Annotated in this window: 14 protein-coding genes and 3 pseudogenes; 8 read left to right on the top strand and 9 right to left on the bottom strand. The window is 32.5% G+C overall.

Annotated features, from left to right (window positions below; translation table 11 throughout):
- A partial coding sequence (locus tag I2E70_RS10145) for a tyrosine-type recombinase/integrase (RefSeq protein WP_195423973.1) occupies window positions 1-195 on the top strand: 195 nt, incomplete at its 5' end.
- Here the strand turns inward: I2E70_RS10145 and I2E70_RS10140 are convergent.
- The 6 genes and pseudogenes from I2E70_RS10140 to I2E70_RS10115 all read right to left on the bottom strand — a co-directional run.
- A pseudogene (locus I2E70_RS10140) lies at window positions 185-323 on the bottom strand (IS30 family transposase); the annotation flags it as partial. The gene I2E70_RS10145 and the pseudogene I2E70_RS10140 sit on opposite strands and share 11 nt — an antisense overlap.
- 69 nt (window positions 324-392) lie before the next feature.
- Complete coding sequence (locus I2E70_RS10135) at window positions 393-1,523, bottom strand: hypothetical protein (protein ID WP_023919411.1); 1,131 nt, start codon at window positions 1,521-1,523, stop codon at window positions 393-395.
- A gap of 36 nt (window positions 1,524-1,559) precedes the next feature.
- A complete protein-coding gene (locus tag I2E70_RS10130) occupies window positions 1,560-2,450 on the bottom strand; it encodes a C39 family peptidase (RefSeq protein ID WP_023919413.1) in 891 nt (296 codons plus the stop codon).
- Window positions 2,451-2,464: 14 nt separating this feature from the next.
- Entirely contained in the window at window positions 2,465-3,598 is a 1,134-nt protein-coding gene (locus I2E70_RS10125; RefSeq protein WP_023919415.1) for a hypothetical protein, read from the bottom strand.
- A gap of 25 nt (window positions 3,599-3,623) precedes the next feature.
- Complete coding sequence (locus tag I2E70_RS10120; RefSeq protein WP_023919417.1) at window positions 3,624-4,328, bottom strand: C39 family peptidase; 705 nt, start codon at window positions 4,326-4,328, stop codon at window positions 3,624-3,626.
- Window positions 4,329-4,901: 573 nt separating this feature from the next.
- On the bottom strand, window positions 4,902-5,750 hold the full coding sequence (locus I2E70_RS10115; RefSeq protein WP_195424637.1) for a helix-turn-helix domain-containing protein: 849 nt from the start codon (window positions 5,748-5,750) through the stop codon (window positions 4,902-4,904).
- A gap of 170 nt (window positions 5,751-5,920) precedes the next feature.
- On the opposite strand from I2E70_RS10115, the pseudogene I2E70_RS10620 reads away from it, so the two are divergent.
- The 5 genes and pseudogenes from I2E70_RS10620 to I2E70_RS10090 form a co-directional block, all read left to right on the top strand.
- Window positions 5,921-6,088, top strand: a pseudogene (locus I2E70_RS10620) (lactococcin 972 family bacteriocin); the annotation flags it as partial.
- Between the two features lie 47 nt (window positions 6,089-6,135).
- Window positions 6,136-8,145 (top strand): DUF1430 domain-containing protein, encoded by a 2,010-nt coding sequence (locus I2E70_RS10105; RefSeq protein ID WP_049492984.1) that lies wholly within the window; start codon window positions 6,136-6,138, stop codon window positions 8,143-8,145.
- Window positions 8,146-8,147: 2 nt separating this feature from the next.
- A complete protein-coding gene (locus tag I2E70_RS10100) occupies window positions 8,148-8,783 on the top strand; it encodes an ABC transporter ATP-binding protein (protein WP_003003180.1) in 636 nt (211 codons plus the stop codon).
- Window positions 8,784-9,600: 817 nt separating this feature from the next.
- Window positions 9,601-9,831, top strand: a complete 231-nt coding sequence (locus tag I2E70_RS10095) for a hypothetical protein (RefSeq protein ID WP_049492987.1) — start codon at window positions 9,601-9,603, stop codon at window positions 9,829-9,831.
- Window positions 9,832-9,937: 106 nt separating this feature from the next.
- On the top strand, window positions 9,938-11,716 hold the full coding sequence (locus tag I2E70_RS10090) for an ABC transporter ATP-binding protein (protein ID WP_049492989.1): 1,779 nt from the start codon (window positions 9,938-9,940) through the stop codon (window positions 11,714-11,716).
- A gap of 103 nt (window positions 11,717-11,819) precedes the next feature.
- Here the strand turns inward: I2E70_RS10090 and I2E70_RS10085 are convergent, their stop codons facing one another.
- Window positions 11,820-12,431 (bottom strand): SdpI family protein, encoded by a 612-nt coding sequence (locus I2E70_RS10085; RefSeq protein ID WP_267472627.1) that lies wholly within the window; start codon window positions 12,429-12,431, stop codon window positions 11,820-11,822.
- 653 nt (window positions 12,432-13,084) lie between these two features.
- On the opposite strand from I2E70_RS10085, the gene I2E70_RS10080 reads away from it, so the two are divergent.
- Window positions 13,085-13,447 (top strand): hypothetical protein, encoded by a 363-nt coding sequence (locus tag I2E70_RS10080; protein ID WP_049492991.1) that lies wholly within the window; start codon window positions 13,085-13,087, stop codon window positions 13,445-13,447.
- A gap of 244 nt (window positions 13,448-13,691) precedes the next feature.
- Here the strand turns inward: I2E70_RS10080 and I2E70_RS10075 are convergent.
- Window positions 13,692-13,760 (bottom strand): annotated as a pseudogene (locus tag I2E70_RS10075) (peptidylprolyl isomerase); the annotation flags it as partial.
- A gap of 1,154 nt (window positions 13,761-14,914) precedes the next feature.
- Between I2E70_RS10075 and I2E70_RS10070 the strand changes: the two are divergent.
- Entirely contained in the window at window positions 14,915-15,778 is an 864-nt protein-coding gene (locus tag I2E70_RS10070; protein WP_041818440.1) for a helix-turn-helix domain-containing protein, read from the top strand.
- 9 nt (window positions 15,779-15,787) lie between these two features.
- On the opposite strand, the gene I2E70_RS10065 is transcribed toward I2E70_RS10070, so the two are convergent.
- Window positions 15,788-17,371: an ATP-binding cassette domain-containing protein gene (locus tag I2E70_RS10065; protein WP_013904653.1), complete on the bottom strand. Its 1,584-nt coding sequence runs from the start codon at window positions 17,369-17,371 to the stop codon at window positions 15,788-15,790.
- Window positions 17,372-17,918: the final 547 nt, after the last annotated feature.

Genomic DNA, 17,918 nt, shown 5'->3' with positions numbered 1-17,918 from the left:
GAACTCGCACATGCAACCCCTCATAAATTACGACATACAGGAGCTACACTCGCTAAACAGGCTGGAACCTCTATGGAAGCTATTTCTGAAGCACTCACTCATAGTGATACGATTACAACTAAGACTTATGTCAACACTTCAAACGTAATCCCAATGGCTGTTGGAGAAATTGCCTTTCGTAATCTTAAAAAGTAATGGTGTGAATTTGTCTTGGTCTTTCATTGGTAGCATTTGTATAGTCCTCTAAAAGATTATGATTTAGTTCTTTTAACAAACTCCTCTTTTGGAATGAACTCTCTTAGTAGTCCATTGAAGTTCTCATTTTAATTTTCATAACAAAACACCCCCAAAAGATAGATTATAACATCTATCTTTTGGGGTGCTGTTTATTATTAATTTGACCCTAAGTCTTTTTCTACGATTCTTAATCCGATTGGAAAATCATCTTTTCCCAATTTTAATTTCTGTTTCTCAATCAACTTAGCATCCTTGAGACTATATTGTAATAAATGTTGATCAGTAGCTAGATACAACATATTTTCATTTGAAATTGTAAAAGAATTTATTTCCTCTGGTGTTTCACCTGAATTGTCATCCAACACAATCGCTTTTATAGTTTCATTTTGTAAATCAAGAACAGATAAAATATTCTTTCCTTCTACCTCGTGCTTGACGACAAGGTAATGATTATCTGGACTTGGATAAAGCATATTAGGATAAGAATTGGGTAAGGTAAATAATTTCCTTTCTCCAGTGTGCAAATCGATTGACAACAATTGGTTTCCTGCCACCTTCTCAAAAGTATCTGTATCACGAATTGCAGAGATACTTACGAATGCCCTATCTTTGATAATTGCCAAGCCTTCTAACATTTCAACCTTTTTACCATCTGAAGTTAATCGAATTCTATCTTTTTCTTTCCAATGCTCTTTTTCATTTAGTACTATTAAATCTGAATCCAGCACGCCTTCTGGACGATTTCGTTTTGGATCTTGATAAGCAATCTCAGCATATACGTTAGAATTATTTGCAACAATCTGACTCGAAATTGCTGTCATTTGGTTAAATTTTTTCTGAAAAACTTGCTTTCCATTAAGAGAAAAGACTGTTAATATTCCTGAGTTTGCATCTGTTTGAGCAGTATAAAAGTAATTAGAAGAGATACCTGATCCCATCATTGCATAATTCTTAGTATGATTTTTCCTTATCTCGCCTTTGGAAAAATCAATTGAAATGATATTTTGATGATCTATTGGTGCAAAATCATCACCTTCAGTTATGATCATCTTATCACCACTGTTTAAACACGAAAACCAGAGATTAACATACGTTGCTACATCAATTTTTTCTACTCGATGTAACTCGAGCTTATTCTCTTTCTTAGTATATGATTGAATACTTTTTGAGGTGACCAAGTAAAGATTCGATTCTGGATCAACTTGAAACATTGGTATTTGGACCTTAGAACAAGAAAGCAAAAGGAAGAATAGAAATAAAATCCCAAAAAGATAAGAGCGTTTCATATATCATTCCTACTATCTTTTTCTTGACTCACTTTCTCACCAAGCATAATTTTTCTCACCGCATGTAACCATGGCTGCTAATAACTCTTCTGGTGTCAGTTTCTTCAAGCCTCCGTAGGTTGGATCCTGTACATGTGTATCGGGGTCTAGATAATAGATTGCTGAGATGTCCTTGCCATCTGCTGTCAGTTCATAGCCTACTCCAATCACATTATGTTCCCCACTTTTTCCAGGATAGATTTGTGCTACATTGAAGGTGTAATAGAGAGGATAGCCATCATCAATATCTTTGCGCACGCGTTCTTTAAAGATTCGGATATCTTCAGAATCTGGACGAGCGTCCGTTACAGTAGCTAGTCGATAACCAGCTTGATTTCCACTTGGTTCTGGATAGCCAAATAGATTCTGATTCAATACGCGAATCGCATCCCGATTATGAGTCCCATAGGGATTATAAGTCCCCATTTCCTTAGCCAATTGATGTTGAGAGACGCTAACCCCTCGACTAGCCAGCATCATATGGACTGTCGCAGGAGCACAGAAATACCATTCTTCTTGAAGTTTTAAAGAAATAGGCAATAGTTTTCGGATTCCTTGATTCTCTTTGGACGATGTTTCTTGTTTGACCGATTGAGAAGGTTGCGTATTCTCTTTCAATGAAGCTTGTTCCTCGCTTGAAGATGGCAATGTTTGCTGAGTTCCAGCTTCTGCACCGCCTTCCTTAATTTTTAATCGCTCTGCTACCTCTGCTGGCATTGGAGGATTAGGTTCTGTACGCTCCTTTGTTTTTACACTAACTGTTGTTGATGAAGAGGGTGTGACCTTACGAGAGCTGGAAGGACTTGTTTTACTTTCTTTTGGTGTCTCTGTGCAGCCAGATAAACCAAGCAAAGTCAGAAGTACAAGGAATAAATGAACTTTTTTCATGATTTTTCTCCTTTCTACCATTCCTGATAGCGCATTACGGAGTATTCATTTCGATAGATTTCACCTTTTGGAATCTCACTATCCTTCTTTTTGAATTGAATCCATAGAATCCCTTTATCCGATAGTAAAATGGGGCCATGATCATATAAATAATGAATCCGATGCTTTAAATCCCACAAATAATATTGAGATTTAACACGCTCCTCACTTCTTCTTTCTCCCATATATGTGAGATAAATATTGCGATATATGGAGGTTTCTGCCTGTGAAGTAGAAAATATCTTTTTATGGTTTTTATTTTCGAAGGTAAACGAAGCATCTTTATTATTTGCAACCAAGTATAGGAGATTGTGCCCATTCGTCATTAAATCGACATAATAGCGTTGATCATCCTTTGTTTGATCTATAACTTTTTTCTGTCTATTACTTAAGGAGTAGGCTACAATTTTTGTAGTTAAAGCCGTGTTATCAATTTGTACATAATACAAGTAATCTTTAAAGACATTCGGAAAACCGCTATTTTCTGATTCAATCGTCTGATGAGACCCTGTTTCAAGGTCAAATTCTTCAATTTGATATAGGCTATCGCCTACTTCATAATTTATAAAGAGTTTCTGGTTGGATCGAGCTACTTGAGTAACTGGAACCGTTCCGATAGGTCTCCTATCGATCAGTGTCGTTAAAGATTTGTCCTTTATCTTCCAAAGATAGTAAATCCCTGTCTGATTGAGTTGATCATACTCTTCAAAAACAACAATATCATGATCAACATAGCTGACAGCCACATGAGTCAGATTAGATGTCTTTTCAACATCTTTTATCTTTTGAAATTCCTTGGTATGTAAATTCATACTGGCAAGATAATTCTGATTATCATGTCCTTGGTCAACAGCCTCGCCATAGGCAATCCCATCATTTGACAGTGCGGTAGGTGTAAAGATTTTCCCATCTGGATAAGGGATAGAAATAGAATTTTTTAATAAATCTTCTGCCTTTCTTTCCTCGAATCCTATTTTCCTAGACACATTGGTACTACCGGAAGGAGATTTCTTTTGTGGTCCTACAAGAGTGCAGGCTGATAAGAGAATGATAATACCGATGATGATAAAACTTAAAAATTTTTGTTTGACAAGATCTTTTTTCTTCATCAGCCTATACCTCCTGACTTATAATCTACCAAGCATATCCACGACCACCCGTAGCATAACTCATATCTTTAATAGAAACACGCTGATTCATACGAAAACCATTATATCTTCCATATCCTGGATCAACATATGTCACAGTATTTCCATAATCAAAGTAATCCGCAACAATACCATAATGATAAAGTGTTGTACCAATATTATGACCTGCTAAGTAGCAATCACCAGGGCTTTCCATGGTATTAACCATGACAGGGTTTCCATAGCTAATAGCATGAGTAATATGATCTTTTATTGTATTTATATCTGAATACTTATGCCAAACCCAGTTGAATTTATATCGACTTCCTTTCATGACGGTATTTAATGCATTTGATACATTATTCCCCGCGTTTGTCCCATTTGCGGTAGTACCCAGTAGTGTCGCCATTTGTTGTTGTGAACGTGGCCGTCCTAAAGACGTCACAATCATAGAGGCTGAAGCAGGTCCACAATAATAGTCATTAATTTGAGTTTGAAATTTTATAGGCAATTCTTTTTGTCGCGGTCTTGGAGCTCGTTCAGAATATTTTGGTGCCTCATTTGGCTGAGTATTTAAATCGACTCCTCCATCAATAATACCTGTATCTGATGCAATAGACTCGGTTTTTGTTGATGCGACTACATTACCTGCTAATAAAATGCAACTTAGTACAGTTGTGAATGTACCTAATATTTTAGAACATTTGAACATTTTTCATTATCCTTTCCAAACTAGATCAAGCTTTTTCTTTTTAAAACCATCATATTTATTATATAGCTCAATGGAATCACTTTTCCTTTCTATAGCATTACTTCATTACCTATTTATCTACAATAAAAAGATAACGAACGATTTTAAAATTGAAATCTATTTTTTTCTTTCTAGAATAATAATACACAAAATAAAAAAGCAAATGTCAAATTGTCTCTTATATACACATTTTATACTTAGATAAATGAACTCAAAATATTTTCCTCAGTATTTAGTGGTTCAAACTATGCTATCAAAGTCTTCTGAACGGAAATCTCTTTATTTGATAATTGAAAATAATTGTATTTCATATTAAAAACACCTCAAATATTAGACGAACTCTAACATTTGAGGTGCAATTCAAAATTATTATTTGTTAAATTAAATGATCATTTTTTCAAATATTGCTTAACTAGCTGATCTAACGGGATAATGTGTAGGTTGCCATCCCTTACCCAATAACCATTGAGCATGGATACAACAATATGTCGATTATATCTTCAAACCGTTTTATGACTAAATCCATTTAGAAACTCATTCCTTGAAAAAACGATTCACATCTGACTGACATGCTTCCAATAGTGTTTGTTCATCCGTTAATTCGAGTAGTTGCAATCCTTCATCGACCAACTTTTTATCAGTTAAACAAATTCCAAGTGTCACTTTAGCATTTCCTAGAAAATCATATCGCTTACTTTTTTTTGCCGTATCTAACAATAGATAACTGATACTCGTACATTTCTCCATCAAACCATTCCATAGAAAAATACTGGCTAAATTTGAGAGTAATTTATACTTGGTTGGAAGAATCTCTGTATAATCAGAGTAATCATTGAGCCTATCTATCACTTCATCACAGATAGAAATCACTGTTTCTAGTGGAAGTGTAAATAAAATAACGACAATTAATTTGAGGTCACTATGATACCAGACATCCTGATTTTTAATTTCGTTCCAAGCTTCCGTTGCCATTATTCTTACCTTTTCATTTGGACCAGATTCTCGTAAACAAAGAATGACCTCTACTCTCTTTAGTATATTTGACACAGGAATATCATTAGGATGTTTTTTTAAATAAGCTACACCCTTATTCTTCAGTTCCAATAATTTATCATTTGATTGGTAGGCATTGTTATCTTCTGCCAATAAGATAATTTCTTCTCTATCGGAATGGTGGTAAGAATGACATATATATCGAAATTCTTCGAAATCTAGGCCAACTTGCTTTAGAAGATGCTCCATCAACTCAAAACTAGGCACTACTTGGTTCGATTCAATACGCGACAAGTGCGCTCTTGAAGTGTAATCCTGGCAAACTTCCTCTTGACTAATATGTTTTGATTTCCGTATTTTTTTATAGATCGTACCGTAATCCCAACGCATAACAACTTCACCTCTAATTATGTGTATAAATGTTACATTTTTACACTTCGTTATGTATTTAGTATATCATATATATAGAAGAAGGAGGTTCAGATATGCAAAAGAAAATCACTATTTATTTTTTGTATTAATGCTTTCACAATCCAAATAACTGGGGTGCATTTTCAAATTATTACCATGATTACAAATATCACTGGTCAAGCGTAACTCGTGCAAGAGATAGTAAATCATCATATGCTTACGCTCCTTCTCATCAGACCTCAAGAGCTTTTATAAATAGAAATTTTGGTGAAACAGTATATTTTAACTACGGATTTAAAAAAATTCATAGCTCATAGAAAAGATTATATTACTATTCATGAAAATTTTAGAAAGTGAGTAAAGTATGAAGCGCTTATTTGTCATCCTTTCAAATATCTTTATAACAAGTTTTCTACTTTGGATTTGTTTTTCAACCTCATATGTGGTTATTCACAATAGTTTTCCAGCTATTAGTATTTTTTCCCAGAACAAAGAGGTATCAAAAGATCAGGTAAAATACAGTTTAGATCAATTAGCAAATGAAACAGACAGTGTGATTGGTGAACAAATTGAAACAATAGACGATAAAGGTAAGGTTCATTTTTCCTATGCAATATTTGGATCTGGCCATATCCCAAACGGCCTTGTTAAAGCTAGTGAAGAAGATTTTTACAATAGTGGCTTATTGTCCAATTATTATATTTTATCTGGAAATCTCACTCTAGATAGATTAAATCATGAACTTCAATCATTGGGTTTCACACAAACATTTGTTTCATATCCAAATATTTTTCTTAGCTTATTTACGTATATGGGAAATGGTAGTCAATTACTCGTTTTGGTCATTTTTCTACTAACTTTTATAGCCTTAATGATTATTCAAAAAACCAAGGAAATGCGAACAGTTGGGATTCGATATATTTCTGGATTGCACCTAACTCAGATTTTTGGAAACTCAATGATTAGTGATTGTGGAGATTTACTTTTAGGGATAATTACAGGGGTTTTTCTTGGAATCTGTGGTGTAAGTCTATTCCATATCACACCATTTTCTATTCCAGTTATTTTTTCAGCTAGCATAACTTATAATTTGTTACTTTTGTTCCTTTCTATACTCTTTAGCTTTCTTTATGTTTTAAGTATTAAAGCGGTACATTTGGTTTCTTTACTCAAAGGAAAGTTACCTTTGAAACAGATTATGGGTATTCTTTACTTGGGGCAATTGGTTGCTTTTCTTTTAATAGTACTTACCATTCATAGAACAAGTATCTATTCAACTATTTGGCAATTGCATCAGGCTGGAGATACAGCATGGTCAAATCAAAAAGATTGGGTATTGCTTTCAACAAATAGGGAGTTTGGGGCAGAGGCTAGAAATCATGATAGTAGAAAAATGTTGGAAGAACAATGGAAAAGCTTCATAGAAACTGGCATTCAGAATGGAGGAATGCTTGTTCAGCATCCACTTGCATCATTCGATCTAAAAGGTCTGTCTTCACATCCCTTAATGGGAAAAATGTCGATAAATGACTACAATCCGTATGCTAATAGCTTATATGTGACTCCTAATTATCTAGATGTTCAGAATGTAGAATTAAATGAAGAAGATAAGAAGAGCATTAATAGCCTTGGAGAAGGAGAATTTGGACTACTATTGCCTGAAAAATTAAAAGATCAAGAAGATAAATTGCGTCAAATTTATGAAGATTTCCTAGCGATTCGAAACGATAAGGGAAATAAAATTCAACAGGCTATGAAAGCTCGTGTTTTCTATATTTCAAACAATAAGAAGCGTTTCGTATATAATTCTACACCAATCTCATATCAACAATTTCTAAGTGATCCTATACTTATTGTCCTTAAACCAAGCTCTTTTGGAAAAAATCGAAATGATTTCTTCACTTATCCATCTGATTATCTGTATTTTAAAGGTTTGGATGCCACTAAAAAACTAGTTGAACAAGGTGGAATAAAGAAATATATCAGTCAGTATGATCTTGCCTATTATGTTTATCGTGGTATGAGTCACAACATTCAAGTTGAAATATTGACAATCATTGCTGGTGGTTTTCTAGGTATTGCTACCTCAATTCTACTCTTTAATACAATGACAATCCTCTACTTTGAAGAATTTCGTAAAACTATTCTTATTAAGAAAATATCAGGATTAAATTTTTTTGAGTTACACCAGAAATTTTTTATCTGGCAAATAGTTATCTTCATTTTGGGAGGGGCTATTGGTCTTTTGCTAACAAATAAACTTTGGGTAGTCTTTCTAACCTCTTGCGTCTTTGGTTTGAATTCTATTTTAATACTAATGCATCGTTCTCGTAAGGAAGATAGGATGGCTAGTATTATATTGAAAGGAGCATAGAAATGATTAAAATCCATCAACTAACAAAAACCTTTGGGGACCGGACGGTATTTAGTGATTTGAACTTAAATTTTGATGCAGGTAAAGTCTATGCTCTTATCGGAAATAGTGGTTGTGGCAAAACAACCTTACTAAATATGGTAGCCAAGCTAGAACCTTATGATCAAGGAAGTATTCAATATAAAGGAAAAGATTTACGAAAGATTAAACCAACAAACTATTTCAGAAATGAACTCGGTTATCTCTTCCAGAATTTTGGACTAATCGATAATAAAACTGTTTCAGAAAATTTAGATTTGGGATTAATTGGTCATAAATTAGACAAACAAAAAAAGAGAGAGACTAAAGAAGAAGTATTAGATAGAGTAGGACTATCTTATATTCAACTAGATCAAAAAGTATATGAGCTTTCTGGAGGAGAAGCACAACGTGTAGCCTTGGCAAAGATCATTTTAAAAGATCCTCCTCTAATTTTGGCAGATGAATTAACTGCCGCTCTTGATCCTGAGACCTCACAGGAGATTATGGACTTACTCCTAACATTAAAAAATAAGGAACGTCTGATCATTATTGCAACACATAATCCAACCATTTGGAAACAAGCTGATCAAGTGGTAAGCCTAAAAATTAGTCAATGAAGAATAGGGTAATAGCACAGATTTTCATTACGTTACATATTCATTTCCTGACAAAACATCCCGAAAGTTAAGTGCACCGAAATAGATAGATTAATAATTTATCCAAAGGATTTAGTTCTGTATTGCACAGGACTGAGTCCTTTTCTACTATTTGTATAGAAATGTATACATTTTTAATCTATAGTCGTAGAGATTTAGTAAAACTACAGCGCAAACTTCCTCTTGACTAATATGTTTTGATTTCCGTATTTTTTTATAGATCGTACCGTAATCCCAACGCATAACAGCTCCACCTCTAATTATGTGTATATATATGACATTTTTACATTTCGATATATGTTTAGTATATAATATATATTAAAGAAAGATGTGATAAACGTGAAAAAAATCACTATTTATTCTTTATAGCATCACTCCCACTCTTCAACTTGTTAGATAGTTGGCGATGGTGGGGATTCCATTCATTGAAGGGATGTGTCCATAGATGAACAAAAGAAGCTTCAAAAAAATGTCTCTAATATTTATTTTAGGTATCATTGTAGGTCTATTCTTAATCCCATTACTTAGACCACTTATAGTTGATTGGCTAAAAACTATATTTGGTTAATAGTAACGATAACCTTATTTAACAAAAAAGTTTTCCCTTATATTTTTTAACAGCATTGTTTTGACAAATTAACTTCCACATTTATTGGCGGTAGAAGTTGGTTTGAGAATTTAGCACTTTGATGACTTTAGATCATTATAATCCTACAAGTACAGGTATGACTTTTAGTTTTAGATATTCTCATTAGTTTAATTAAAGGAGATCCGTGTTATGGTAACGAAGTATTACAAGTACATTCCTTGGTTGATCTTAGGAGCTATTGGATCTTATGAATCCGCAACTTATTTTGGACATAGTACATTTGATATACTGTATTTATCTATTGTTTTTATGATTGTTTACGTAGCTTTGTTCATTCTACACGAAAAATATCTGAAATATAAATATAAAGAAATATTTACACAGATTATGAGCAATCCTGAAAAAGATCATCATCATTAGTAAGATATAGCATACTAAAGCACTTCGAGAAATGACCTATTTTTGTCAAAATTCATTTAAGCTCTATTTTCTTTGAGCTTGTAGTTTTATTAGTGAGGGGGGACAAATGGTTAAAGTTAGCGAATATAAAACTTACCTTGTATTGTATGTTAAAAGTATACTCTATCTGTGGAAAACATCGCCATTCAATATTTTAATTTTGATTATCACGATACCGATCCAGGCATTATTGCCTTCGTTATCATTGTATATTGCGAATATACTCATTAATAGAATGAACAACCTGTCACAACAATTATTATTCTTATTGCTTGGAGTATGGGGTGTTGCTTTCCTTTTAAATAATATATTTACGCCGTTAACAACAATGATTCAAGGCAAGTTAACAGATGATCTTACCTATACATTGAACTGTGATATTATGAAAAAGTCTGAGGAAATTCAGACGATTGACTATTTTGAAGACAATAATTTTTATAATGATATTCAATTATTAAGTTCAGAAGCCAGTTGGAGACCTGTGAATTTATTGGTCTTTGGGACTAGTATTATTTCAAATGCAATACTGTTTATTTCAATGCTGGTTATATTTGCATCATTTCATCCAGTCATTGCCTTGCTCATGTTGCTGGTTTTAGTTCCACAAGGGTTGATTTCTTATTCCCTTCAACAGCAAGCTTTTGAAGTCCTTGTTTCCAACAGTGAAGAATCAAGAAAACTGGAATATTACAGTCAAGTTTTGCTATCATCAGAGGCGATCAAAGATGTGAGACTATACAACCTCTACAACTTCTTTATGAAGAAGTATACTCAATCTTTCTCCAGTATAAAAAGAAATATTCAAAAGACAAGGTTAAAAAAATTTAACAGTTCTGTCATTTTTTTGATTTTAACTGCTCTATTAAGTGTAGGAAGTTTTATCTATATCATCTATTCTATCAAAGTAGGACAATTGGGAATTGGAGCTGTAATGCTTTTTTCTTCAAGTATTGTGTATGCAATTAATAGTATGTCAAGATTGATTGAAGATTCTAGTTTGCTGTACGACACCTTGCTTTATATGGAAAAATTTTTCAAGTTTATTGCACTGCCATCAGACTCTAAGAGTGCTACAGTTGCTGTGCCATCAAGTATTGAAAAAATAGATTTCGTAGACGTATCATTTAAGTATCCAACTAGTGAAAACTATGCCTTAAAAAATATCAGCTTCAGTGTCAATAAGGGAGAAAAGATTGCTATTGTTGGAGAAAACGGCGCAGGAAAAACCACATTGATTAAGTTACTTACCCGATTTTACAATATTGAAGAAGGTGAATTATTGATCAATAACATCTCGATTAGCAACTTTGACCCAGAGAAATTTAGGGAAAATGTCTCCGCTATTTTTCAGGATTTTTCTAAATTTGATCTTACCCTTAGAGAGAATGTGGGCATTTCGAATATACAGGAGATCAATGCAGATGATCAAATCCTAAAGGCATTAGAGGACAGTGGGTTTGAAAGTAGTCTATCAGATCTAAATACTATTCTTGGAAAAAAATTTGATCATAGTCATGACCTTTCAGGAGGTCAATGGCAAAAAGTTGCACTGGCAAGAGCTTTCTTCTCTCATTCACCTATACTGATTCTAGACGAGCCTACAGCTGCACTCGATGCCCGAACCGAATATGAATTATTTGAGAAATTCTTAAAATTAACGGAAGGAAAAACCGTATTTTTCATTACACATCGATTATCAAGCGTCCGACAAGCAGATAAAATTTTGTTATTAAGAAATGGAAGGATTGAAGGATTTGATAAACATGACGCTTTAATGAAAACCAACAAATACTATGAAGAGCTTTATACCATGCAATCTTCTTTATATTACAAAGAATTAAACTAACTTTCAATTGCTATCGGTATAAGAGCGTATTCTTATGAAAACAAGCAAAAACAACCGGAAAAGAAACAGTTCACGACTGCTTCTTCTCTGGTTGTTTTTTATACTAACAATTTTTCCGACTTAATTGATAAGAATATAGGATCGGAACGAGAACAATGATGAGGATGACGATCCCCATTACATAAGGGACAGCGAATTGAGGGCCTGCTTCAAGAAGAAGGATCAAACCTCCGAGGACCCACAATTTCCCTGCCAAGCGATGGGTTTTGTGCCAGTTATCTTCACTCTGCAGGGTCCAAGGTAGGCGGATTCCAACCGTGTGATTCACTTTCAACTTAGGCATGTAATTGCCCATGACCACAAAGATGAGCCCTAGCAACACCGAAACAAAAACTGATGGATTGGTAGTAGATCCTAGCGCCTTGCTATAGATGAGATAGGAGATACTTAAAGAAACGATTGGAGTCAACCAGTGGTTTACTTTGACCATTTTCTCATTCATCATGCGATTCTTAGGATCACGTCCGATCATAAAGATCATAAACAGATGCACCATGAGATCGAAAATAGGAAGACCAAACACAACCAGGGGTTTTGGTTGGAAGTTATCGGCCTGATCAGCAATATTAAAGTGAATCGGGATTTGGTTAGGCAATTGTGACCAAATCATCAACCCCCAAAGTATGAAGTGAAATAGGGGTTCACTACACGTCAATAGATGTGAGAAACCTTGATTTTAAGCGATTTTTGAAATTCTAAATTTCACTACATTGCAATATAAATCAACCGAATCACTACCTTTTTTGAAATAAAAATAATGATTCGGATATATATAAAGAAGAGGAACTTTAGTATGAAGCTCCTCTTTTTGTTATTTGTTCTTTTACTTACAAATCGTACTATAAATAAAAGATCGCTTTTAAAACGATCTTCACTCTCACATAATATACATCTAACTTTTACTCCGCCTTTTCCTATTTGGCTACCCCACCGTTAACGCTAGATGTAATTAGGAGAATTCCTGAAAAAATTAACATAAAAATCACTCTCCTACTGTTAGTTTTATTTTCCCAAAAAATGAGTTCAATAAATTTTTCAAATAGAACAGAAGTAATTATGCCAAAGCAGTTAGTAATTAGAGCGAATGATGGGGGTAGGATTCGAACCTACAATACTAATTACTCTATTCAGGTAAATATATTATACTACTTTTTTTAAAATTAATAAAGATATTTCTTTCACAGGACTAAGCCTAGTGAATGTCTGTTATAATAGACAATATCTGATTTTTCTATTATAACAGACATTAATTGTATTAATTCTGTAATGATATTTTGGTATACTATATTGAAAAAGGAGGCAAAGATTATGAGAAAAATAATAGGTATACTACTACTTTCGTTATCAATAATCACGTTAATTGCTTGCTCAAAAAACAACTACCAATCTTTAGATGGGGAGTATTATTGGATCTCAAGTGAAAGAAACGAGTTGGTATTTACTATTAAAGGAGATAGTGCTTCCATTGAGCATGGAGAAGCCGATAGTTTTATCATTAACAAAAAAAAGAATACGATCGAATTAACTGGACAAAATATTGCAAGTCGAACAGAAGAATATTCATTTAAAGATGGGGTCTTTTCTGTTGATATTAGTGGAGTTAAGCACGACTACTATCTTAAAGATAGCGAAGCATATAATAACGCACTAAAACAATATGGATATAAATAACATCATTCACACCTATTTTCCCGAATAGGTGTTTTTTTGTGCTAAATAGATTCCTTCAAAAAACTTTTAAGCTTATTATTAACCGAAAGTCAAATCTATTTTTTGTTCAAATTTTGGTCATAGTTTGGTCAAAGAAACAAAATATACCATCCTATTTTAAAAAACCGAATTGTGATGATTGCCGATAAACAAACACTTTGATTTTTCTTTTTATTTCTTTATTCTTCTTATCATGCAAGATTCAGAGAATAAAGCTAGTTGCAGCCACTGCTCCAACACTAATTAAGGCTTTAGTTTTGACTTTATTTAACATCTTAGACCTTCTTTCTAAAAAACTAGGTCAAGAATAACAAAAAAGATTTGTAAGTTTTATCACATCACAACGAAAGGTAATTCCTACATTTCTGGCGCAAAATCGTACAGTTCAGAGAAAAAATTAAAACCAGCTGTCCTTGGGGTATAATAGACTTATTGGAAAAAATAAAGTGCCATACTGTACTATGCTATACTATAGTTAAGAAAACTATTTACGAAAAACCATGCAACTAACTCCTGAGAACTTTAAATTATTTATTAGTGTCAAAAAGGATACCTTCCCAACAAAGATATCCTGTCTAGATACAACTTATAAATCCAAACACTGTAAAGGAGGAGGCACAAAAACTTTAAGTCTAGAAAAACAGTTAATTCTGAACTTGCATTATTTATGCTATTAATCAACTCAACATCTTCTAGTTTTTTGATTTTGGTCTTGGACTAGTGAACATTAACATTCGTAGAATACACTCTTCATTCCTCAAGTCTATTTGACTTAGAAAACTTAAAATTAACAAGTGTCACTATAGCTATTGATGTCACAGAAAGTCCTATTTCAATGTCCTAAAAGAAACCAAAGTAAGAATTATCCTGGAAAAAGATATACACCATAAAGACACAATCATAATCGATTTAACGACACTTCGTGCCTGTCAATTAGTTTTTTGAGACGGTCATACACATGATTTTACTCTTTTTAAAGAAAGTATAGGTCAAGTTTGTCAGAGCAATTACTTGTTTTTGTTATTTAGATACTATGAATATTCATGAGATATCTTTTTTCCTTTAAAAAGTTCTAAAAAGCATGTATCGACTGTAGAGGATAAGAAGTTTAATAGAGATAGTTGTAATACGTATTAAAATTGAGCGTTTAAATGCTAAGTTTAAAACTTTTCAATTTGTGGAATCATCAACTGTGAGTTAAAATAATTTACAAACAGAGGCTTTCCAAAAAACTTGATATCATACTTTTTATTGTGGAAATATTTATTTCATTTTCTCCTAGTATTGAATTTTCACACACTCATTAATTTTATTGATATAATCCAATAATAATGATAATATCAAATAATAATAATAAAAAGATTTGATAGTATTTTTTCATAATCTGTCACGCTTTCTAATGATTTTTTATGGTAAATGGAGATAAATATGATTTTAGGTGAAACTTATAGGAAAATAAGAGAAGAAAAGGGAATTTCTATTTCTTCATTAGCAGGTGCTGAAATTTCAAAATCTCAAATATCTAGATTTGAATTAGGAGAAACAGAGATTTCTGTCTTTAAGTTATTGTATCTTCTTGAAAGAATAGGAGTAACACTAGAGGAATTTCTGCTTATCTGTAATCATTATCAACCTTCGGATTTTAATACCTTAATAGCTTCTGTTAAACAGGCCGCATATAATGAAGATTCTCAAGCATTACTAGATATGGTAGAGAAAGAAATAGAACTTTTTCATAGGACAAATTCTCATTACCATAAATTAAATGCTATTTTCATTGAAAGTATTGTTTCGGGAATGGATAAGAATCATCAATTGAGTCGTCAAGACGCCTCTTATCTTACAAACTATTTATTTTCTGTTGAAAACTGGGGTTATTACGAAACGCTCATCCTTGGAAATTGCTGTCGTGTTCTATCTCCAGATTTATTATTTAGATATGCCAAAGAGGCGCTCAAAAAAGGGAAGTTGTATAGCTCTATACCTAAAAATAGACAATCTCTCATTCAACTACTTCTCAATTCTTTGATTATAATGATTGAGAACGACTTATATGAGGAATCTTTATTTTTAAAACAGGCTACGAAGAATATATTAGCGGATTCCACAGATTTTTTTGAACAAACTATTTTGCTGTATTTAGATGGATATTTGGAACTGAAATTCTATCATAATCAAAAATCACTTTTAAAAATCGAAGAAGCTTTAAAAATTTTCGAACTCTTCAATAAAACAATCTACAAAAATTACAAAGAATACTTTGAGAAACACATCATTCATTTAGTAGACTAGGCCATTTATCTATAGGGTAATAACGTGATCAAACTCTTCCAATATTTCTGGATTTTGATCATGAGTAATGACAATAACAATTGCATCTTTAATGGATAGAATGTAGTCCATCATTGCTTTGGCTTTTATTGGATCAAGGTTGCTTGTAGGTTCGTCAAAAATATATACAGAATATGGTTTGGCTAAAAACCTAGCTAAATCAATTCGTTGCTTTTCTCCTTCTGAAATGGTTTGATTTGATTGAGATAGACTCTTATTAAGGAAGTCTTCATTAAATCCTAAGGCTTTTCTTAATTTTTCAGTTAAATAAAGGTTTCTGGACAGTTTGATATTCTCTAGGATATTTCCTTCAATCAGAAAATCATTTTTTTGCACAAATGCAATATCTTTATATAACTCCTCTGAGGGAATATCAATATTCTGTTTTCCGTTGATTTTTATTTCCCCATCATAAAGATTTTTGGAATAATAGTTTAGTATTAATTTTACTAAAGTTGTTTTCCCAGCTCCTGAAGCACCTATAATCGCATAGCGTTTGCCTTTTTTAAATTCATAGGAAAAATGATCAAATAATATTTTATTTTCAATTTCATAATGTAATTGGCTAATAGAAATGGTCGAAATGTTATCACAATCAATTGTCCTTGTTTTATGGAAAATTTCATGATTTGTCTCATATAAATTTTCTTGGATATTATCAATAATGGACTTGCTACTGCTGATTAAATTTTTATTGTAAAGAATAGATTGTAATGGAGCAAAAACACCGTTTAATAATTGAATACTTGCTACTAGTAATCCAATAGTCAGTAAGTTATTTCTTACAAAAAAGATACCAGCAACCATACAGGATAGTTGAGAGCCAAAACTTAGTAAAATTCCAGTAGTTGAAGCTAAGTCTTTTAAGAATTGATATGTTTTTCTGGACTCTTCAAATTCTAAACTGATTTCCTGAATTTTTTCTTGGGTCCAGCTTTGAATATTTAATAACTTAATTTGTTCAAAACCATTAATAAAGTTTGTCATTTTTGACAAATAGTGATTATTTTGTAGAGAATAATTATTTGTTGATTTAGTCATTAACTTTCCAGGAATTTGTGATAGAAAAATCGTTAGACTCGACAATAAAAGAAAGACTAATGCTAATCGCCATTCTATATAAATAATAGCAACCACACTCATGATAAGGCTCCCTAAATTTGCAATTAGAGAGATTTTAGGGATTAATAAATTTTCTTGAATAAGGTCACTGTTTTTGGTGATATTATTTAAGAAATCTGAATGGTTACGGTTGTCAATTTGGTTAAATTCACGCGATAAATAATGTAATAAGAGACGCCTTTTTAGATCTAAAATAACTTTTTTTACATATTGGTTTTTAAGATAGGAATAGGAACAAGAAATCAAGAACCACAGTAAAATCGAACTTACACAAATAGTGATATGAAAGAGTAATCCACTATTTGAATTAGATATACTATCAAGTATTCTTCCTAATTGGAGAGAGAAGAATGTCATTAAAAGAGCACTTGTCAGACTTAATAAAATAAGCAAGAAATATAGTAATTTATATTGTTTCATAATCTGGTTCATATCTTACTCCTTAAGTAACTCTGATGAGAGTATTATAATCCAAATATGAAAATCAGAAACAAACCTCCCGTATTTGGGACGCACTGAATAGTTTACACTAAGTATAAAAAAATTATAAAATAATTATTTTTTAAAATAAGAGGAGAACTCATATTTTTATTTATACTCAATGAAAATCAAAGAGCAAACTAGTAAACTAGCCGCAGGTTGCTAAAAACACTGTTTTGAGGTTGAAATGGAACTGACGTAGTCAGTATCCCTACACATACGGCAAGGCGACGTTGACGCGGTTTGAATTTTATTTTCGAAGAGTATTAACAATGAATATATCACACTAAACCAGATAGAATATACAAGGTATATATAGATAGCTAAAAAAGCCTTGGAATCATTCCAAGGCTTTCTCTATATTCTATTGCATCAATTTTCTTATTCCGATTTCAGTTGCGATAATTTCACGTATATTTAAAATAGATACTTAAATTATATTACTGTTTTTCAAAAGTTCCGTCTGCTACACGAAAATCACTGTTAACAGTTTCAATTG

This window comes from Streptococcus parasanguinis (genome assembly GCF_015556095.1).
GTDB lineage: Bacteria > Bacillota > Bacilli > Lactobacillales > Streptococcaceae > Streptococcus > Streptococcus parasanguinis_Q.
This window is presented reverse-complemented; position numbering and strand designations above follow the sequence as displayed.